The sequence below is a fragment of the Acidimicrobiales bacterium genome (genome assembly GCA_036399815.1).
GTDB lineage: Bacteria > Actinomycetota > Acidimicrobiia > Acidimicrobiales > DASWMK01 > DASWMK01.
Window position 1 is genome coordinate 1 of sequence record DASWMK010000238.1, and the last position, 19,133, is coordinate 19,133.

The 19,133-nt window shown below is 73.7% G+C and carries 22 protein-coding genes and 1 tRNA gene; 11 read left to right on the forward strand and 12 right to left on the reverse strand.

Going from position 1 to position 19,133, the window contains the following annotated elements:
* The 6 genes from VGB14_17630 to VGB14_17655 all read right to left on the reverse strand — a co-directional run.
* The coding region (locus VGB14_17630) for a hypothetical protein (protein HEX9994754.1) at nt 1-327 on the reverse strand (327 nt) is incomplete at its 3' end.
* Nucleotides 324-2,447 carry a glycosyltransferase gene (locus VGB14_17635; GenBank protein ID HEX9994755.1) on the reverse strand — a complete coding sequence of 708 codons (2,124 nt, stop codon included), beginning with the start codon at nt 2,445-2,447 and terminating at the stop codon, nt 324-326. The genes VGB14_17630 and VGB14_17635, both read right to left, overlap by 4 nt.
* Before the next feature lie 2 nt (nt 2,448-2,449).
* Entirely contained in the window at nt 2,450-3,757 is a 1,308-nt protein-coding gene (locus VGB14_17640; protein ID HEX9994756.1) for a polysaccharide ABC transporter ATP-binding protein, read from the reverse strand.
* A 2-nt stretch (nt 3,758-3,759) separates the two neighbouring features.
* Nucleotides 3,760-4,608, reverse strand: coding sequence for an ABC transporter permease (locus VGB14_17645; protein HEX9994757.1), 849 nt, complete (start codon nt 4,606-4,608; stop codon nt 3,760-3,762).
* Nucleotides 4,609-4,641: 33 nt separating this feature from the next.
* On the reverse strand, nt 4,642-6,015 hold the full coding sequence (locus VGB14_17650) for a hypothetical protein (protein HEX9994758.1): 1,374 nt from the start codon (nt 6,013-6,015) through the stop codon (nt 4,642-4,644).
* 52 nt (nt 6,016-6,067) lie between these two features.
* A complete protein-coding gene (locus VGB14_17655; GenBank protein HEX9994759.1) occupies nt 6,068-6,574 on the reverse strand; it encodes a DinB family protein in 507 nt (168 codons plus the stop codon).
* Between the two features lie 170 nt (nt 6,575-6,744).
* Here VGB14_17655 and VGB14_17660 point away from each other — a divergent pair, with 170 nt between their 5' ends.
* Complete coding sequence (locus VGB14_17660; protein ID HEX9994760.1) at nt 6,745-8,067, forward strand: hypothetical protein; 1,323 nt, start codon at nt 6,745-6,747, stop codon at nt 8,065-8,067.
* A gap of 249 nt (nt 8,068-8,316) precedes the next feature.
* On the opposite strand, the gene VGB14_17665 is transcribed toward VGB14_17660, so the two are convergent.
* Entirely contained in the window at nt 8,317-9,030 is a 714-nt protein-coding gene (locus tag VGB14_17665) for a hypothetical protein (GenBank protein ID HEX9994761.1), read from the reverse strand.
* An 88-nt stretch (nt 9,031-9,118) separates the two neighbouring features.
* On the opposite strand from VGB14_17665, the gene VGB14_17670 reads away from it, so the two are divergent.
* Nucleotides 9,119-9,523: a hypothetical protein gene (locus VGB14_17670; GenBank protein HEX9994762.1), complete on the forward strand. Its 405-nt coding sequence runs from the start codon at nt 9,119-9,121 to the stop codon at nt 9,521-9,523.
* 3 nt (nt 9,524-9,526) lie between these two features.
* Here VGB14_17670 and VGB14_17675 read toward each other — a convergent pair whose 3' ends face one another.
* Nucleotides 9,527-10,090, reverse strand: a complete 564-nt coding sequence (locus VGB14_17675) for a hypothetical protein (protein HEX9994763.1) — start codon at nt 10,088-10,090, stop codon at nt 9,527-9,529.
* Nucleotides 10,091-10,183: 93 nt separating this feature from the next.
* Here VGB14_17675 and VGB14_17680 point away from each other — a divergent pair, with 93 nt between their 5' ends.
* From VGB14_17680 to VGB14_17700, 5 genes are all read left to right on the forward strand, one after another.
* Complete coding sequence (locus tag VGB14_17680; protein ID HEX9994764.1) at nt 10,184-10,930, forward strand: inositol monophosphatase family protein; 747 nt, start codon at nt 10,184-10,186, stop codon at nt 10,928-10,930.
* The gene (locus tag VGB14_17685) at nt 10,927-11,427 is read left to right on the forward strand and encodes an NUDIX hydrolase (GenBank protein ID HEX9994765.1); all 501 of its coding nucleotides are present in this window, start codon (nt 10,927-10,929) and stop codon (nt 11,425-11,427) included. Before VGB14_17680 ends, VGB14_17685 begins: the two co-directional genes overlap by 4 nt.
* A 74-nt stretch (nt 11,428-11,501) precedes the next feature.
* Nucleotides 11,502-12,368: a hypothetical protein gene (locus VGB14_17690; GenBank protein ID HEX9994766.1), complete on the forward strand. Its 867-nt coding sequence runs from the start codon at nt 11,502-11,504 to the stop codon at nt 12,366-12,368.
* A 124-nt stretch (nt 12,369-12,492) separates the two neighbouring features.
* Nucleotides 12,493-12,566, forward strand: a tRNA-Val gene (locus VGB14_17695).
* A 1,321-nt stretch (nt 12,567-13,887) separates the two neighbouring features.
* Nucleotides 13,888-14,331 carry a hypothetical protein gene (locus tag VGB14_17700; protein ID HEX9994767.1) on the forward strand — a complete coding sequence of 148 codons (444 nt, stop codon included), beginning with the start codon at nt 13,888-13,890 and terminating at the stop codon, nt 14,329-14,331.
* A 204-nt stretch (nt 14,332-14,535) separates the two neighbouring features.
* On the opposite strand, the gene VGB14_17705 is transcribed toward VGB14_17700, so the two are convergent.
* Nucleotides 14,536-15,183 (reverse strand): VOC family protein, encoded by a 648-nt coding sequence (locus VGB14_17705; GenBank protein ID HEX9994768.1) that lies wholly within the window; start codon nt 15,181-15,183, stop codon nt 14,536-14,538.
* Between the two features lie 41 nt (nt 15,184-15,224).
* On the opposite strand from VGB14_17705, the gene VGB14_17710 reads away from it, so the two are divergent.
* A complete protein-coding gene (locus VGB14_17710; GenBank protein HEX9994769.1) occupies nt 15,225-15,698 on the forward strand; it encodes a DUF523 domain-containing protein in 474 nt (157 codons plus the stop codon).
* 1 nt (nt 15,699) lies between these two features.
* On the opposite strand, the gene VGB14_17715 is transcribed toward VGB14_17710, so the two are convergent.
* Together VGB14_17715 and VGB14_17720 are read right to left on the reverse strand one after the other, a co-directional pair.
* Entirely contained in the window at nt 15,700-16,116 is a 417-nt protein-coding gene (locus VGB14_17715; protein ID HEX9994770.1) for an ester cyclase, read from the reverse strand.
* A 147-nt stretch (nt 16,117-16,263) separates the two neighbouring features.
* On the reverse strand, nt 16,264-16,584 hold the full coding sequence (locus tag VGB14_17720; GenBank protein ID HEX9994771.1) for a DUF971 domain-containing protein: 321 nt from the start codon (nt 16,582-16,584) through the stop codon (nt 16,264-16,266).
* 58 nt (nt 16,585-16,642) lie between these two features.
* Between VGB14_17720 and VGB14_17725 the strand changes: the two genes are divergently transcribed.
* Both VGB14_17725 and VGB14_17730 read left to right on the forward strand, forming a co-directional pair.
* Nucleotides 16,643-16,906, forward strand: a complete 264-nt coding sequence (locus tag VGB14_17725) for a helix-turn-helix transcriptional regulator (protein HEX9994772.1) — start codon at nt 16,643-16,645, stop codon at nt 16,904-16,906.
* Complete coding sequence (locus tag VGB14_17730; GenBank protein HEX9994773.1) at nt 16,893-17,492, forward strand: hypothetical protein; 600 nt, start codon at nt 16,893-16,895, stop codon at nt 17,490-17,492. Before VGB14_17725 ends, VGB14_17730 begins: the two co-directional genes overlap by 14 nt.
* On the opposite strand, the gene VGB14_17735 is transcribed toward VGB14_17730, so the two are convergent.
* Nucleotides 17,449-18,546, reverse strand: a complete 1,098-nt coding sequence (locus VGB14_17735; GenBank protein ID HEX9994774.1) for a hypothetical protein — start codon at nt 18,544-18,546, stop codon at nt 17,449-17,451. The genes VGB14_17730 and VGB14_17735 overlap by 44 nt on opposite strands.
* Nucleotides 18,547-18,709: 163 nt before the next feature.
* On the opposite strand from VGB14_17735, the gene VGB14_17740 reads away from it, so the two are divergent.
* Nucleotides 18,710-19,069 (forward strand): DUF3040 domain-containing protein, encoded by a 360-nt coding sequence (locus VGB14_17740; GenBank protein ID HEX9994775.1) that lies wholly within the window; start codon nt 18,710-18,712, stop codon nt 19,067-19,069.
* Nucleotides 19,070-19,133: the final 64 nt, after the last annotated feature.

A 19,133-nucleotide genomic window follows, 5' to 3' on the forward strand; every position in this document is an offset into this window, starting at 1 on the left:
GGCGGGGGTGCGGCGGCGGCAGCCGGGCCGGCGCCGGTCGGTCTCCCAGTACACGACGCCGCCGGGCGCCAGCGCGGCCGCCACCCGGGCGGCGGGCGGGTCGGCGCCGGCCAGCACGGCCACGGCGTCGACGGTCCCGCCGGCGGGCAGGGCCGTCGCCACCGACCGGGCGAGCCCGGCGGCGGCGGCCGCGCCGGCCAGGTCGTCGCCCGCCCCGAGCAGCACCAGCCGGTCGAACCGGCCCGACGGCGGCCGGGGCAGGAGGAACCGCCAGTCGAGCCGGCGCAGCAGGCCGACGGGCACGGTCGTCGGGGCGGCCGCGGTCACCGGGCCGCCCCGAGGACCCGGTCGTGCAGCCGCTCGTACCCGTCGGCGCGGGACGACCACGTGAGGTTGGCCTCGGCCCACGCCCTCGCCCGCGTCGCCACCTCGACCCGGCGGGCCGGGTCGAGGAGCAGGGCGGCGACGGCGTCGGCCAGCTCGGCGTCGGTCTCGGCCGCCACCGCCCCGCCGGCCTCGGCCACGTCCAGGCCGGCCAGCGCCACCGGCGTGGCGACCACCGCCTTGCCGGCGGCCAGCGCGTCGAGCACCTTCACCCGCATGCCGCCGCCGAGGCGCATCGGCGCGACGACCACGGCCGCCCGGTCGAGCCACGGGCCGACGTCGTCGACCCGGCCGGTGAGCACCACGTGGTCGCCGGCCGCCACCGACCCGTCGGGATGGGAGCCGACCACGTACAGCCGCACGTCGGGCACGGCCTCGACCAGGCGGGGGAGGACGCCGGTGGTGAGCCGGTGGACGGCGTCGACGTTGGGCGGGTGGTGGGCGCCGCCCACGAACACCACGCCGCACGGGTCGGTGCCGAGCGGGTCGAGCGGGCGCTCGGGGATGCGCACGGCGAGCGGGATGGTGACGACCGGCGTCCGGCCGGCCATCCCGGCCAGCCGCTGCCGGTCGGCCTCGGTGAACACGACCAGCGCGTCGACCGAGCGCAGCGCCGACCGCTCGGTCCACCACCAGGCGACGACGTCGGCCGCGTGGGCCAGCAGCCGGGCGCCGCGGTGCTGCCGGCAGGCGGCCACGGCGGCCGGCACCGGCGGGTCGTGGTCGGTCAGCACCGTGACGGTGGCGCTCCTCGGCACGGCCCGCAGGTAGGGGGCCATCACCACGAGGTCGACGTGGACGACGTCGGGCCGCCACTCCTCGACCACCGTGGCGACCTCGTCGGCCATGGCCGGCACCCACCAGTCGTGGGCCCACATGGGCCGGCCCCGCAGCAGCCCGGCCAGCACGCCGAGGCGGCCGTCGCCCGGCTGGCGGGGCGCCGGCCGGGGCACCGAGCGGACGACGGCGAGCCGGTCGGCGAGGGCGGGGGCGAGGTCGGGCTCCTCGGGGCCCTGGAGGTGGACGAGGCCCACGTCGTGGCGGTCGGCGGTGGCGTCGAGCAGCCCGCCGAGCACCCGGCTGGCGCCGTGGGCCCCGTCCACGTCGGGCACGAACGGCGCGACGTGGAGGACCCGGCGGCGGGGCCGGGGGGAGCGGCGGGGCGGGCCCGAGCGCGGCCACCCCTTCGCCGCGTCGGCCAGCACCCGCCGCCACACGGCCGCGGCGTCGTCCCGCCGGCGGACCGTGTCGCGGGCCAGGCGGGCGACCATGACCGCGCCGACGGCGGCCCGCAGGCCGAGGCGGTCGGCCGGGGTGCCGTGCAGGTCGTGGAAGCGGGCCGCGCTCGTGAACAGGGTGGTGGTCGAGCGCCCCGGCTCCTGGGACGTGCTGACCCCGCCGTGGTGGGTGACGACGGCGGCCGGCTGGAAGTGCACCTCCCAGCCGGCCCGCCGCAGCCGGTGGCAGAGGTCGACCTCCTCGTAGTACAGGAAGTAGCCGGGGTCGAAGCCGTCGACCTCGGCCACCGCCTTCACCCGTAGGGCGAGCGCGGCGCCGAGCACCCACGGCACGGCCCGAGCCTCGTCGTGCGCCCACCGGCGCAGCGACCGGCGCCGGGGCAGCACCTCGCCGAGGCGGCTCTCCTCGAGGAACAGCTCCCACGGGGACGGGTCGGGGTAGCAGGACGGCTGGAGGGCGCCGTCGGGGTGGACGAGCCGGGGGCCGACGACGGCCGCCCTCGGGTGGTCGTCGAGGTGGCGGGCCAGCGCCTCCAGCGCGCCGGGCTGCACCGCCGTGTCGGCGTTCAGCACCAGCGCGTACGGGGCCGTGCACTCGGCCAGGAGGCGGTTGGCCGCCTCGCCGTAGCCCGGGTTGTCGGGGAAGGCGCGGTAGGCGACCTCGGGGAACCGGGCCAGGACGGCGTCGCCGGCGCCGTCGTCGCCGTTGTCCGCCACCAGCACCTGGCCGGCGCCGGCCCGGCGCAGCGAGGCCAGGCACTCGTGGAGCGCCTCGCCGGCCCGGTAGGTGACGACGAGGGCGGCGACGTCGGTCGGCGCGGCCACCGTCAGCCCGCCGGCCTGGCCACGTCGCCGCCGCCGGCGCCCAGCGCGGTGAGCTCGAACTCGCAGGGGACGAGGCCCCTGCCGACCACCGGCCCCTCGCCCGGCGGGTCGCTCACGACGAGGTCGCAGGCGGCGTCGACCCGGTCGTACACCGACCAGGCCCGGTCGCCCCGGCCTCGCGCGACCCAGAGGCCGAGCCGGTAGGTGCCCGCGCTCAGGTGGACGTTGCGGATCACCAGGCGCCACTCGCTGCGGCCGGCCGGCAGCTCGAGGGGCAGGTCGTGGCCGACCACGGGGTCGGCGTTGACCAGCTTGGTGCCGCCCATCGTCGAGAGGAACACGGCCAGGCTGCCGACCCGCACGGGCTTCGTCGCCTCGATGACGAGGTCGACCTCGAGCGGCCCGCCCACCCGGGGGAGCAGGTCGCCGCCGGCGCCGATGCCCCGGTAGCGCAGCGCCGCGAACCGGGCCTCGCCGCTCCCGGCCCGGTTGGCGTCGTCGACCGTCACCCAGCTCCCGGCCGTGGTCTCCTCGGCCACCGCCGAGAGGTAGCGGGGGACGACCTCGTCGCTCGGGCCGTCGGCCACCAGGCGGCCGCCCTCCAGCCAGATCGTGCGGCTGCACAGCTGCTGGACGGCGTCCATGTTGTGGCTGACGAACAGGACGGTGCGGCCCTGGCCGCCGGCCAGCTCCCGCATGCGGCCGAGGCACTTGCGCTGGAACTCGGCGTCGCCCACGGCCAGCACCTCGTCGACGACGAGGATCTCGGGCTCGAGGTGGGCGGCCACGGCAAACGCCAGCCGCATGTACATCCCGGTCGAGTACCGCTTCACCGGCGTGCTCAGGAACTCCGACACGCCCGAGAACTCGACGATCTCGTCGAAGCGACGGTCGACCTCGGCCTTGCGCATGCCGAGGATGGCGCCGTTCAGGAGGATGTTCTCGGCCCCGGTGAGCTCGGGGTGGAAGCCGCTGCCGACCTCGAGCAGCGAGCCGACCCGGCCCCGCATGACGGCCCGGCCCTCGGTCGGGTACGTGATGCGGCTGAGCAGCTTCAGCAGCGTGCTCTTGCCGGCCCCGTTGTTGCCGATGACGCCGACGACCTCGCCGTGGTGGACGTCGAAGGTGAGGTGGCGCAGCGCCCAGGCGTGGGGCCGCTCGCGGGGGCCGGCCTCCCGGCCCCGGCGCAGCCGGCCGGCCAGGCGGCCCGGGGCGCGCGCCAGCACGTCCCGCAGCGCGAGGTACTGCTCGCGCTCGCCGAGCGCGTACCGCTTCCCGAGGTCCTCGACGCGCACCGCCGGCTCCGCCACGGTCACACCTCGTCCGCGAACGTGATCTCCATCCGCCGGAAGGTGACGAGACCGACCAGGAGGATGACGGTGGAGGTGACGACCGACGAGGCGAGCGCGCCGAGGTCGAGGCCGTCGGTGCCGAGCAGCGCCCAGCGGAAGCCCTCGACGGCGCCGACCATCGGGTTCAGCCCGTAGACGAACTGCCAGCCGGGCGGGACGAGGTCGGCCGAGTAGACGACCGGCGTGACGAACAGCCACAGCTGCACGAGGAAGGGCAGGAAGTAGCGGACGTCGCGGTAGCGCACGTTGACGGCGGAGAGGAAGAAGCCGACGCCGCACGCCGTCACGGCGGCGAGGAGGACGAACAGCGGGAGGGTCAGCGCGGCGACCCCCGGCGCCACCCCGTACCAGAGCATCAGCCCGACGAGCACGACGGCCGACAGGGCGAGGTCGACGAGGACGGCGACCACGCTGGCCATCGGGAGGATCAGCCGGGGGAAGTAGATCTTGGTGATGATGCGCTCGTTCTGGACGAGGCTGTTGGCGCCCTGGGTGACGGCGTTGGAGAAGAACGTCCACGGCACCAGCGCGGCGTAGGCGAAGAGCGGGTAGGGCACGCCGTCGGAGTCGAGGCGGGCCAGCCGTCCGAAGATCAGCGTGAAGATGACCATGGCGAGGACGGGCTGGAGGATCGCCCACGCCGCGCCGAGCGCGGTCTGCTTGTAGCGGACCTTCACGTCCCGCCAGGTGAAGAAGTAGAGGAGCTCCCGGTACTGGTGGACCTCCCCGAGCCCGGGCGCGGGCCAGCCCGTCGGGGGCTCGTTCACGGTCAGGAGCGCGGGGGCGCCGACCTCCCAGCGGTTCGCCACCGCGGCATCTCTACCCCTAAATTCCCCGAACTGTCAGGGCAGTTGTTCGTAGCTCCCGGCGTCCCTCGCGCCACCCTGCGGGACGGGCACGTGAAGCAGGTCGGCGTCGCCGGCGGCGAACGGCAGGGGCGCGGCCTCGGGCACCCGGTCGACCGCCGGGCTGCCGGCGGCCAGCGAGAGGACGCCGGTCGCCCGGCTGGTGAACCGGGGGTCGGCGGCCACCGAGGTGGGGGAGAGGGGCGCCGGCATCTGCACGAACGGGGCCCCCGCCGTGTTCCAGAACACGTCGCCCGACTCGGAGAACGCCGCGTCCGCGTAGACCGACTTCTCCTCGGCCCACACGACGTTGCCCTGCATGGTCAGCACCGACGGGCTGCACCCGAGGATGCAGACCACGCCCTGGCTCCTCGGCCCGGTCTGGTACGTGGTGTTGTGGACGACGGTCGTGGACGTCACCGGCCCGTACAGGGTGTCCTGCGCCCCCCGCGTGACGACGAAGCGGGAGTCGGCCAGGGTCGAGACGAACTCGTTGTAGGCGAAGACCGTGTCGCCGGCCGGGTTGGCGGCCGTCCCGCCGAGCTCGGAGAACACCCGCTCGCCGGTGGAGCGGTTGTGGTGGACGACGTTGCCGACGCCGCCGTACACCTCGACCGTGTTGCTCATGAGCTTGTAGCCCTGGTTCGAGCAGACGGCCCGGTTGTCGCGGAACGTGTTCCAGGCGACCTCGCTGCGGTCGCCGTTGACCAGCACCCCCCAGGCGCCGAGGTCCTGGGCCGGGTTGGCGTGGAAGGCGTCGAGCACGTTGTTGCCGGTGATCGTGTTGGCGACCACGTGGTTGCCCCACGACCCCTCGGCCAGGTGGACGCCGGCCTGCGCGCCGCTGACGAGGTTGTCGTGCACGACCACGTCGTGGGAGCCGGCGACGAGGTTGACCCCGTAGTAGATGCCGATGGGCTGGCCGCAGGCCGTCGTCTGGCGGGGCGTGTGGGTGAGGATCAGGTACTCGACGACGACCCACGACCCGGACACGAGCACGTCCTGGTTGAGCCCGTTGCGGATGGTCGGCCGGGTGCCACTGCCGTAGGCGGTGATCGTGATCGGCGCCGTGCTCGTGCCCGACGCCGTGACCAGCAGGCGCTGCCCGTCGAACACGCACGTGCGCTTCAGCCGGACGCGGTCGCCGGGGAGGAGCGCCTGGCGGTTGACCCGGTCGAGCGTGCGCCACGCCGTCGACGTCGACGTGCCGGCGGCCGTGTCCGACCCGGCCGCGCAGTCGACGTAGAACGTCCGGGCGGCGGTGGCCGTCGCCGTCGCGGTGGCGCTCGCGGCCCCGCTCGGCGAGGCGCCGGCGACGAGCGAGGCGACGAGTAGGCAGCAGGCGGCGGCGAAGGCGGCGGCACGGGTCACCCGCCCTCAATCGGCGACCCCGCACGGAGAGTTGATTGCTAAACGGTGTCGGTCAGCGTTGCAGCAGGCCGCGGGCGTAGGCGGCCTGGCCGGCGTGTTGGAGGGCGTCGTCGGCCACGCTCACCAGGCGGACGCCGAGGGTCACCGGCGGGTCCCAGCGGCGGTCGACGACCCGGTCGAGGTCGTCCGCGGCCAGGCCGGCGAGCATGGCGGTCGTCCTCGCGTGGACGGCGTCGAGGTAGTCGAGGAGCACGCCGGCGCCCTCGGGCCGCACGGCCGCCACCTCGTCCTCCGAGTGCCCGTAGCCGGTGTTCGACGGGTCGGGGTCGAGGCCGCAGCGGGCGGCCCAGTCGCCGCCCACCCACACCTGGTCCTCGCCGAGCAGCTCGGCGAGGTGGTGGTCCTGGACCCTGGCGAGGTGCCACACGAGCCAGCCGACCGGGTTGGCGCCCGGCGCCGGCCGGGCCGTCAGCGCGTCGGTGTCGAGCCCGTCGACCGCCGCCTCGGCCAGCGGCGGCACCCGTCCGAACAGCTCCAGCAGCAGGGCGGCGACGTCCACGCCCGCATTCCACCACGGCGGCGTCGCCCCAGGCCGGTGGCTTCTTCACGAATCGCGCCTTTTGCCCCGAGGGGGGTGTACGCTCGGCGGGGCGGACGGCGGTCCTGCGGGGGCCTGGCTGCCGCTGATGCGGACGTGCCGGTGCAGTCCCCCGAAGAGGGGGAGCCCCCATGTCCGATCGACGATCGACGATCCGGACGGCCGCGGCCGTCGTCGCCGGCCTGGCCCTGACGGGAGGCGGTCCCGCGGGAGCCGCCGGGACCGCGGCCACCCCGCTCGTCGTCCGGGTCACCGTCGACCACGACGGCGGCGAGGCCGACGGCGACAGCTGGTCCCCGAGCGTCAGCCGCGACGGCCGCTTCGTCGCGTTCACCTCGGTGGCCTCCGACCTCGTGCCCGGCGACGTCGACGCCGTCGACGACGTGTTCGTGCGTGACCTCGGGGCCCGGACCACGACGCTCGTGAGCGTCGGCTGGCGGGGCGACCAGGCCGACGGGCCGACCACCGACCCGGCCATCAGCGCCGACGGCCGCTTCGTGGCCTTCGTCTCGGTGGCCCGCAACCTCGTCCCCCGTGACCGCAACCACTGGCCGGACGTGTTCGTCCGCGACCTCCGCACCGGTACGACGGAGCGGGTGACCGTCGACGACCTGGGCGGCGACGCCAACGGCGGGAGCGATGAGCCGAGCATCAGCGCCGACGGCCGCTACGTCGCCTTCTCGTCCACCGCCTCCGACCTCACGCCCGGCCCGGCCGACACCATGTCGGACATCTTCGTTCGCGACCGGGCCCTCGGCACGACGACGAGGGTGACCGTGGACCTGGCCGGCGGGGCGCCGAACGGTCCCAGCTACTCGTCGTCGGTGTCCGACGGCGGCCGGTACGTCGCGTTCAGCTCGTGGGCTGACGACCTGGTCCGCCACAACGCCGAGGGCGCCTCGGACGTGTACGTGCGCGACGTGTCGGCGGGCACGACGAGGCTGGTCAGCGCCGACCTCAGCGGTCACGGCGAGACCTGGGCCCACGCACCGTCGATCAGCGCCGACGGGCGCTACGTGGCGTTCTACGCGCTCGCCGACACGCTCGTCGTCGGGGACACGAACGGCACCTGGGACGTGTTCGTGCGGGACGTCGTCGGCGGCACGACGGCCCTCGCCACCGTCGACACCCGCGGCGGGCCGGCCAACCGCGACACCCAGCGCGCGCCGTCCCTGTCGGCCGACGGCCGCTACGTGACCTTCGCGACCGATGCCGCGGACCTGGTGCCCCACGACGGCAACCACCGCTCCGACGTCTTCGTGCGCGACCTCCAGGCGGGCACGACCCGCAGGGTCAGCGTCGCCCCTGGCGGCGGGGACGCCAGCGGGTCGAGCGGCGGCTCGCCGACCATCGACGGGACCGGGACCGTGGTGGCGTTCCAGTCCACCGACAGCGACCTGACCTCCGGGGACGCCAACAGCGCCTACGACCTCTTCGTCGGCATCGGGAGCTGACACCGGGGCCGGCGGTGGCGGTGACGAACCCGGAGGGCAGGGCGCCGGCCGCGGCCGCCGGCCCTCCCACTGCGGCGGCGATCGGCACGAGGACGACCGTCACCGCATCGGCAACGCGCGGCGCCATCCCTTCGCCTCGGCCGGCATCGCCCTGTCCCTCCTGGTTCGCCCGGGCCGCAGTGTGCCGCGACCGCGGGCAGCGGTCAAGGAGGAACCGGTCGCACGCGGCGTGGTCGACGCCGGGTCAGGTCAGCAGGACAGCTGCGAGGGAACGGCCTCGCCGGCCCCGCCGACCCGCCCGGCCGCGCCGTCCTGCCAGTAGCGGGTGTCGGCGCCGTCGCGGCTGTTCTCCGGGTGCCACCACGTCGTGCGCTGGTAGGCGCCGTCCCAGCTGAGCGAGAAGTGCACGTGCTGGAAGTGGCAGTCGTCGTAGCTGGCGTGCGGGTCGCAGTCCCTGGGCTTGAGCCCGGCGTCGGCGTCCCACGCCTGCCAGGTCTTGCCGTCGTGGATCAGGTACATGATCCCGAGCCGGCGGGCCATGGCGTCCTTGTTGCCGTACTCGTCGCGCTTCAGCAGCCAGGTGACGAAGTTCCTCGCCGCCCGCTTGCCGGCCTCGTCGGGGACACCCCAGTCGAAGGCCCGCCCCTCCTTGTGCTCGCTCACGCCGCCGGAGGAGCAGTCCCGGGAGATGCCCCAGTCGACCGTGCCCGGGTAGGTGGCGAGCAGCAGGTTCTTCAGCGCGACGGTGCCCGGCTTGGGGGTCGGGTCGCAGGTGTCCTGGCCGTCGTACGCCGCGTACGGGTCGATCCTCGGCCCGAACCGAGGCGGCCGGGGCGCCGCGCCGGCGAGGCCGCCGGAGGCCCCGAGGAACGTCGCGCCGAGCGCCGTCCCCGCGCCGAGCTGGAGGAACCGCCGGCGGTGCAGGCGGCCGCCACCGCAGCCGCAGTCGTCTCGAATCGTCACGTCACCCCTCCCTGGGCCCGCGCCACAGCGACCCTATCGGCTGCTCCCCGGGCCGACGTGAACCCTCCGGCGTGGTAGGCCGGTCGCGGTGGACGTCAGCGCGGCCCTGCTCTGCGACTTCGCGCAGGTGCGCGACCGGGTGCTGTTCGTCGTCGCCGGCGGGGTGACCCGCCTGTGGCGCCAGGAGCTGCCAGCGCCGATGAACGTGTTCGTGGCACTGCTCATCGAGCAGGAGCCGGTCGACCTCAGCCACGTCCACCGCCTGCGCGTCGTGGTCCTCGACCAGGACGGGACCGAGCTCGCCTCCGTCGACGGCGACTTCCAGGTCGACGCGGCCAGCCTGGAGCCCGGCGACACGGTGACGGTGCCGGCCGCCGTCGACCTCAGGGCCGTCGGGCTGCCGGGCTACGGCCCCTACGACGTGCGGATCTTCGTGGACGGCGAGCACCACCGCACCGTGCGCTTCCGGGTGGTGTCGACCGGCCCGACGTGACGATCAGGCCTCGTCGAGCCAGGCCGGCGCCCGCTCGAGGAGGTACTGGCTGACGGCGAGGCAGCGGTCGAGCGTGTCGCACAGCTGCTCCTGGCCGAGGTACACCTTCGACAGCGACACGGCGATGCGCCCGACGATCGTGAGGCTGCGCTCGGGCGCGTCGGTGACGCTGGCGAACGAGTCGATGGCCGACACCTCGAGGGGCAGCTCCGGCCCGCCCACGCCGGCCAGGTCGGTCGCCAGCACGAGGAGGTCGGGCCCCTTCGGCAGGGGCGGCAGCACCCAGGTGAAGATCAGCGGGAAGTGGTGCTCGTCCGGGGGCTCCTCGGGCTCCTCGAGGGCCATCACCACGTCCTCGAAGCTGAGCAGGGCGCGGGGGTCGACGTCGAGCGCGAGGTGGAGGTCGAGCGGGCCGCCGCACGCCTCCTCGGGGTGCAGGTCGACCTCCCAGGACTGGCGCAGCGAGTAGGTCTCGACGAAGTGGCGCTCGTCGTGGACGTGGAAGCCGTGGTCGACGGCGTGGTCCTTCAGGTCGGCGACGAAGCCGGCGACGTCCAGGACGGCCATGGGCCCCCAGCCTGCCAGGTCCGGGCGGCGGCCAGCGAGGAGTGGCCTCACCCCCCAGCGGGCCGGGCGCGGGGCGGCCGGTAGGGTGCCGGCGTGGACGACCCGGCCCTGCTCGACGTGCTGCGGGAGGCGGCGCGGGCCGTGCGCCGGGCGCTCGACGACCTGTCCGACTGGGGCCCGTCGGGCGCCCGGCCCGACCAGTACGCGTCCGACGTCGTGGCCGACGCCGCCGTCCTGTCCGTGCTCGACGCGGCCGGCCTCGCCGTGCTCAGCGAGGAGACCGGCCTGCACGGCGACGGGCGGGACGTCGTCGTCGTCGTCGACCCCGTCGACGGGTCCACCAACGCGGCCGCCGGCGTGCCGTGGTTCGCCACCAGCCTGTGCGCGGTCGACGCCGACGGGCCGCGGGTGGCCGTCGTCCAGGACCACGCGTCCGGGGTGCGGTTCGAGGCCGTGCGGGGCGGCGGGGCGTGGCGGGACGGCGCGCCCGTCCAGCCGTCCGACCGGCGGCGGCTGGAGGGCGCCTTCCTCGCCGTGACCGGGTGGCCGCCCCAGCACCTCGGCTGGTCGCAGTTCCGCTCGCTCGGCGCGCTGGCGCTCGACCTGTGCGCGGTCGCGTCCGGGGTGTTCGACGCCTACGTCGACTTCAGCCACGACGGCCACGGACCCTGGGACTGGCTGGCCGGGCTGCTGGTGTGCTCCGAGGCCGGGGCCGGCGTGGCCGATGCGTTCGGGCGGGAGCTGGTCGTCGTCGACCACGCCGCCCGGCGCACGCTCGTGGCGGGGGCGACGCGGGACGTGCTGGAGGAGGCGCTCGCCGCCCGCCGCTCGGTGGCGTGACCGCCCGCGACCGCGCCCACGGCGCCCTCCTCGGCGTGTACCGCCGCCTCCCCGTGCAGGGGCGGCGGCTGGTCGTCCGCCGGCTCGCCCCCACCTACACGGTCGGGGCCGTGTGCGCCATCGAGCGGGGCGACGGCCGCATCCTGCTCGTGCGCCTCGCCTACCGGCACCGGTGGGGGATGCCGGGCGGCCTGCTGAAGCGGGGCGAGACCCCGGCCGACGCCGCCCGCCGCGAGGTGCACGAGGAGGTCGGCTTCGACGTCGACCTCGTCGGCGAGCCGGCCGTCGTGGTCGACCCCCTGCCCCGCCGGGTCGACGTGGTGTTCATGGCCCGGCCCGTCGACGGCACCGACCTCGACGGCGTCGCCCCCCGCTCCCCGGAGATCCTCGACGCCCGCTGGTTCCGCCTCGACCACCTGCCCGAGCTCCAGCACGAGACGGCCCAGGCGCTCGTCGCCGTCGGCCGCCGGGTGGCACCACCCTTGGCCGGCGCTTAGTCCGCGCTTGTGGTCCCCGGTCGTACGGTGCCGAACAACGGATCGGCCCAGGGTGGGTCGCCGAGGGAGGAACCATGCGATCGTCCGCTACCGCCAGGGCAGTGGCCGGCATGCTGGCCGTGCTGCTGCTGGCCACCGGCGTGCTCGCCGGCGCGACGCCGTCGGGGGCGGCGACCGCGTCGTCCGACGGCAACACCCCGCCGTTCGACTTCACCGACCGCTTCTACAAGGCCAACGGCGTCAACCCCAGCCGGATCCTCGGCCGGGTCACCGGCAGCGACGGCATCTCGGTCGTCGACCAGGCCCCCGACCGCAACCACCGCAACGTCCGGGTCACCCTGACGATCCCGACCTACGACCACTCCGGCAACCTCTACTTCTGGGTGCCGACCGGGTCGCTCAACGGCAACGGCTTCACCCGCGACGCCGCCGGCCAGGAGGCCCGCGCCCTCGCCGAGTCGTCGGCCATCTACCTGTTCCCGAAGACCGGCGGCGACCCGCTCAGCCTGGACAAGCGCCAGGAGGACGTCGTCGACCTCCGCAACGGCTACTTCTCGAACAACCCGCTCGGCCTCTGGGTGAACGTGTTCGTCAACTGGACGCCCAAGGCGTTCGACACGGCCGAGGGCCGTGCGACCCTGGCCGACCTCGCCGACCGCAACGGCCTCGCCGCCGACGGCACGCCGGTCATCCGCACCGCCTCCGAGATCGACTCGCTGACGGCCGCCGGCCTGGTCACCCAGCGCCGTCGTCCGGCCAACGGCTCGGCCGGCCCCCGCTACACGATCTGCCCGGTGATCGAGGACCCGCGGGACGGCGCCATCGCCCCCGACGCCTTCCTCGTCCCCGTGCGGCTCGCCGACGGCTCGGTCCTGCCGGCCTCGCAGGAGTTCGTCCGGAACTTCGAGTCGCTCCAGGCGACCGGCGACTGGGCCGACTGACCGGCACCCCGAGTTCTCCCGGCCGGAAGCGCCCTCCCGGCCGGGGGAGAAGGCCCGGCGGCCCGCCTCGTGCGGCCGCCGGGCCGCTCTGCTTTTCGGGGGACTACCCTCGTCCTCCCTCCGGGGGCGCTTAGCTCAGGTGGTCAGAGCTCGTCGCTTACAACGACGCGGTCGGGGGTTCGAGTCCCTCAGCGCCCACCGCCCACCGCCGTTGTTCTGCTGCGTAGTCCGGCTCCGATGCAAGAGGAACCTGACACGCCGTCCTCCCTTACGGGCGAGAGCAGGATTGTCCGTGACCGCCGGGAGCAACCACGGTCCGCTCTCATCGCACCGGCGGTGGTCGAAGCCTGCGCTGGCGGAAGGGCGGAGTTCTCGTCGCGACGAGACGCCGGACTGGCGGCACGAACGAACAGAGCGGCCGGCGCCTCGACGGTCATCCACGTGTGCGACGCGTATGTCCTCGATAATTGTTCGATGGTCGCTCGTCTCTGGCGTCTGTGTCGCTCTTCCTCGGCAGGGCCGCTGCGCGACCTGAGGGACGCCGGCGAGCGTATAACTGACTTGCGCGACCACCTTGATCTAACTTATCGGCTACTGGATGATACACGTACGTGGCGCGAGCGCGTTGTCCATAAGTTCGCGCTTGGCGATGTTGATCACGTTCAGGCCTCAACGACCTACCAGCTTCGCCTGCCCGCCGACGTAGTAGAAGGCTTTGCTCCGGAAGCGGGGCGAGGTGCAGTTCGGCTCCTCCTACCCTTGACCGTCCGTCCAAAGCAACTCTTGTTAGGGCTCGACTTCTCAGGACCCATACGAGGCGAGTGTTCCCTTCTACTGCGCGAGCAGATCGCGTCCATCCAGGCGGGGTACGTCAGCCGCCAACTAGAGAAGGGGTCGGGTGGAGCCCCGGAGCTTGAAGCCGCATGGTACGGCATCTCCGCTTTTACTGTCGACGCCTGGCGCCACCATCTTGCTTTGCAACAGCGAATGCTTCGCGCCTGTGTCACACAGAAAGAGCGGGCGCTTGTAAACTACCTGAACTCTGATCTTGATCTAGGGATCGCGCGAACCGATGTCCAACGGTGGATTGACAAGCTGCGAGGTCCGGAGCAGCTCCTTGTTGCCGCCCTTGAGGAAGGTGAAGATCCAGATTCACCCGCTGAGTTACTCTTGTTGGCGATTCCATTTATGCCATACCGACCAGCGAGCACCGCGGCGATTGACCGATTGGTCGACGACTTCGTTCGGTGCGTCGGTCGGATGACGCAAGAAGAACGCGCCTTAGTCGCCGAGTATGGCCGCCGATGGGAGGTATTGGTGGATGTGGTGACCGGTCGAGGAACCAGTCTCGATTACTATGCGGGATCAGCGACCATGGACTGGGTCGCCCTCACCTGTTTGGCAGGAAACGATCGCCTTCGGCGACGCGAGAACAACTCACATCGAGATACGAGTCATTGACCGGGCCGTCGTTTTGGACCCACCGCAGTTATTCAGTGTTTCCGGCGGCCGCGTCGACGTGAGCGCAGACGCCATACGCGCAGCAGAAGACTTTGTCACGGTATATGCCTCGGACGCAGATCGGCCGTACCTGGTCGAAATCCGAACGACGGCTCGTGTTCGCCTCTCACAACTTCTGCTAGTGTGGTGGTTGCTTGGACTGATTGCTGTTGCGGGTGGGGTCGCACTCGCGCTGCCCGAGGATCAGAACCTGATCGATGCGCTCGCCTTGCTCACTTTTCCGCTCACGCTTGCAGGCGCCGTCGTCCTAGCGCGCGAAACTAGCGGGCTAGCGGAGCGGTTGCTGTGGCGATGGCGCGTCTGCCTTATCGTAGCGATCGCCGTGTTGTGGGTGATTACGGTCGGAAAGGTTACTCTGAACGCCAACGTGCCATGGGCGGAAGACGCTTGGAAGCACGTAAGGGCGCTCGCCGATGACGGCCTGACCGCCCTAGGATTCTAGCGAGGAGGCATAGTGGCGAAGAACGGAGCGAAGGGCGGAGGACGGACCGGCGCGGTCACGCAACGGTCGCAGGTGAAGAATCCACGGACCGGACTGTGGACGAAGCGGGACAGCTCTACTGGCCGTTTCACGCAAACGAAAAAGAGCGGTGGCGCCTTCAAGGGTGTGCGCCGCGAGAAGTAAGCGGAGGATCCGCCCGGGCGCTCAATCCCGGCCCTGCCAGGTGGCCACGCACACCTCGTTGCCCTCGGGGTCGGCGAGGAGCCACGAAGCGGGGGCGTGGGCGTCGCTGACCATCCGGCCGCCGGCCGCGAGCGCGGCGGCGATGCGGGCCTGGGCCTGGTCGTGGGGCACGAACACGTCGAAGTGGATGCGGTTGCGCTGCGGGCGGGGCGCGTCCATCTGCTGGAACCAGATCGGCGGGCCCTGCCGGTGGGGGTCGACCACGTCCTCGTCGCCCCACTCCTCGTAGGCCAGCACGGCCGCCCAGAACCGCCGCACCGACGGGATGTCCATGGCGTCGATGGCCGTCTGCACGTCCTGCACGGCGGCCGGGTCGGCGGTGGCGCCGGCCTCGCCGGCCGCGGCGGAGATGCGCCGGGCGAGGTCGACGTAGCGGGCGTCCAGGCCGTGCTCGGTGCCGGGCAGGCGGACGGTGACGCCGTCGGCCCGCAGGTCCACGGCCGGGTCGCAGCCCGCCTCCCGCGCCGCCTCGGCGACGGCCCGCACGAGGTCGGCACCGGCGGTGAGCGAGCCGGCCGTGAAGTGGGCGCCGACGCCGGCCCCGAGCACCCGCCAGTCGTCGATGCCGTCGGACGCGTGGAACTGGGATGGCGAGATCCATTCGGGCATGGCGGCACGGTAGGCGCGGCGCCGCCGCTACCGTCCGGTCCGTGCGCCCCGCCCGCCCTGCGCTCGTGGTGTCGGCCTGCCTGCTCGGGGTGCGGTGCAACCATGAGGGCGGCGCGTCGCCGTCCGACGCCGTGCTCGCCCTGCGCGGCGGCTACCGGCTGGTGCCGATCTGCCCGGAGACGGCCGGCGGCCTGCCCACGCCCCGGCCGGCGGCCGAGCGATCGGTCGCCGACGGGCGGGTGCGGACGGCCGACGGCACCGACGTCACCCCCGCCTACGAGCGGGGCGCGGCGGCCACCGTCCGCCTCGCCGCCGCCACCGGCGCGGCGGCCGCCGTCCTCAAGGCCAGGTCGCCGTCGTGCGGTTGCCACCAGGTCTACGACGGCAGCTTCACCCGGCGCCGGGTCGACGGCGAGGGGCTGACGGCGGAGGCGCTCCGGGCCGCCGGCGTCACCGTGTGGGACGAGGAGGACGTCGAGGCCGCCGGCGGCCTGCCCGGAGCGCCGGCGCCGTAGGTCAGCCGGGGGTGGGGACCACCCCCAGCTGCTGGAGGAAGCCGAGCGTGTCCCAGACCTCCCACGTCTCGGCCACCTTGCCGTCCTCGACGCGGTGGATCGAGATGGCGTCGACCCGGATGGACCGGCCGGTCGGCGGGATCCCGTTCATGTCGCCGACGTGGGTGCCGCTGCCCGTCCACCGGACCACCACGCGGTCGCCGGCGGAGAAGATCTCCTCGACCGTCCAGTGCCCGTCCACCCCGTCCTGGTAGGCGCGCACGGCGTCGGCGATGCCCTGGGGCCCGTCGGCCGCGGGCACCTGCGGGTCGTGCAGGCGGTGGTCGGTGGTGAACAGGTCGGCGGCGAGCGCCAGCTCCCGCCCGTTGCACACCTGCTCGTAGTAGCGGCGGACGACGGCCTCGTTCTCGGCGGACATGGCTCCCTCCCGGTGCGGCTGGTCCCGTTCCGCGCCGTGGTTCGCCGCCGCGCCCCGCCGTGGATCACCCGGTTCGGCGCTCCCGCCCGCGGTGGTGGTCCGCGGCGTCGGACGCCGACGGCGGACGGCCGCCCAGCGGCCGGTCGCTCAGCCCGGGTGCGCCCGCCCGTCGTGCCACCGTCGGAGCGCGTCGAAGGGGTAGATCCCGGTCGAGTGCCCGTCGTTCCAGGTGATGGCGAGGCCCCAGGCGCCGTGGAGGCGGGCGTCGTCGATGCGCAGCGGGGTCGGGCTGCCCGGGCGGGGCCACACGTCCTCGCCCCGGTCCCGCAGCGCCCGGCACGTCGCGCACGGGCACCCGAGCCGCAGCGACGCCAGGTCGAACCGGGCGACGACGCCGTCGGCGAACGTGATCGTCACCCCGGCCGCGCGGTCGACGTCGACCGAGGCGGGCTCGTAGGGATCCGGCACCGCTCTCAGCATGCCAAGCGGTCGACAGGATTGTAATACAAGGATTATAATCCTGAACATGGCACGCCAGAGCCGATCGGACGACCAGCGCGCCCTGGGCGCATCGCTCGTGGGCGTCCTCGTGTCGGCACGCCTCGGGCCACCGGAACGGACGCAAGCGGCGATAGCCAGCGAGGCGAACGTGCCCCTCGACACGCTACGGAAGCTCGAGCACCGTCCGCCTGCCGATCCGGGGTTCTTCCTCGTGGCCCGACTTGCTCGCGTACTCGGCCTCAGCCTCGACCGTCTCGCCAACGAGATGGTGCGCCATGCTGACCGCTGAGGACGCCGTGCTCGCCGCAGGGCTGTCCGGCGACGTCCTCGTCCCCATCCGGGGCGCAGGCGGGCAGGTCCTCGTGCTCGCCGATGTGGAGACTGAAGAGGCGGAGCGCCGCCGCCGGCTCGGCATCGGTGCCGTCTCGGACCGGGCCATCCTCGGCTTCCTCAACACGCTGCCGTTCGGCCTCGACGTGCCGCTCGACGCCCTCGACCCCGTTGCCGTCGCGATGGCGGTGGACGAGGTGGACAGCGTCGTCGCGGTTCACGGCGGCATGGCACGACGGACCTATCGCCCGCCCGTTCGCCTCGTCGCGGTTCTGGGGCTGGCTGCGGCGGGCGACGTCGCGCTCCGCCGAGTCGGCCCGTTCGCGTCGGATGCACGGCGGATCGTGGGTGCTGATCGCGTGTCATCGCGGGTCTTGGAACGAGCCGGTCGCCTCGGCGTCGGCGTCATCGCGTGCGACACGCTGCGGTTACCCCCCCAGCGCGTCGTCGCCGTTGGCGACGCGCCGCACTGGCGGCTGTGCGAGGAGGTCTTCGCTGCGTCTAGTCGATCCGGGGCGAACCAGGCGTCGACGCCCAGTCGGTGAGCGCCCGAGGTGCCTCCCACGGCACTCTCGTCCGGGTCTCGAGGTCGTCCAGACGCTGCACGGCACGTTCGGCGAACAACCGCCACGCCTCGGGGCGCAGCGCCGGGTCGTGCGAGAGGATGCCGTCGGCGAGCTCCTGGATGACGGCGAACGCGTGGAGCATCGCCTCCGGTCGTGAGGCGGGATCAGCGAAGCGGCGGAGGTGACGGCCCTTGCACGGCGGTAGCGGGCATGAGAGCAGCCCGCCGTCCGAACGGCACCGCTCGATCTGTGACCCCTTCTTGTACACGCCGGCGCCTCTGACGAGGACGGACGGCGTGTCGTCATCGGGTGCTCCACCGCCCGTCGTGCCGACCGGGACGGAGTGACGGGCACCGGTGCCCGTTCCGATGGCGCTGAAGGGGCTGCCGTGCGCCATCGCTCCGAGCCCCGCGAGATCGGTCCTGATCACGGCGACGTCGGGGACGGAACGAACGACGGCCACGAGGCCGGCCACCCCACCGACGACGCCGAGCGGGTCGTTCCGGGAGCACAGGACGAGGGCGATCGGGCGCTCGACGCGCCGGAGCTCGGTGATCAGCCGCTCCCGGCCGCGGGTCAACCACCAGCTGCCGATCGGCACGACGACGAAGCTCGGGGCAGAGTGACCCGACCGGTCTGCCCGGTCGCAGAAGCGCCGGCCTTCGTCGACGACGCGCCGGAGCGCCTCTCCATCCCGGTCGGGCACCCAGCCGGAGGCGGACAGGAACGCAGCGACGCCGAGGTCCGCTTGGAAGCCGACGTTCTCGTCCTCGTCGAAGAGGGTGGGCGTCCGGCAGGTCGCGCCCACCTGTGCGACGTACAGGGCGGGGTCCCAGAGCACGGGGGCGCCCGTCGTCGCGGCGATCGACCGCGCCATCTTCCGGCCACGCTTGCCGGCGAGGGTGAAGCCGGCGACGTAGGGCGCGAGCGATTCGCAGTGCGCCCGGCTGACGTTGCCCCCGATGTAGGAGAAAACCCGACCGCGGAGCGACCCGAGCGCATCGGGTGCGAGAAGTCGCCGCGGATCGGACACCTTCCCATGTTGGTGGCGATCGACCGCTGGCGGGTGGATGCCATCGCCGCCTCGCTGCCCGGCGGCTGGACGCGGGGTGGCCGGTGGCGCGAGCCTTCCGGTACGGCGGGGTTGTGCCGGCTCCGCGCGGGTATCGGCCGGACACGGGAAAGGGGGGACCGCCGTGATCGACCACCCCGAGCACGTGGAGCTCACGCCGGGCGAGCGCGTCCTCCTCGACGACATCGAGCGGTCGCTGGCCGCCGTCGACCCCCGCCTGGCCGCCCGCCTGTCGACCCACCGCTGGAGCGGCCGGCGCTGGCGCCGGGCCCGGCTCCCGGCCGGCGCGCTCGGCGCCGTCCTCGGCCTGGCCGGCATGGTCGTGTCCGCCGTCTCCGGCGAGCTGTGGGCCGGCACGGCCGCGGTCGCCCTGGCCGCCGGCGGCGTCGTCGCCGCGTCGGACGAGGTCCGGGACCGGGCCGAGGAGGCCGTCGGCGAGCCCCGGCGCCGCCGCCTGCCCCTCCGCCGCCCCCGCCGCGCCTGACCGCCGGGGGAGCCGCCGCCCTCCGCCCGTCCGCGGGTAACGTCACCCGTCGGACCGGCAGCGC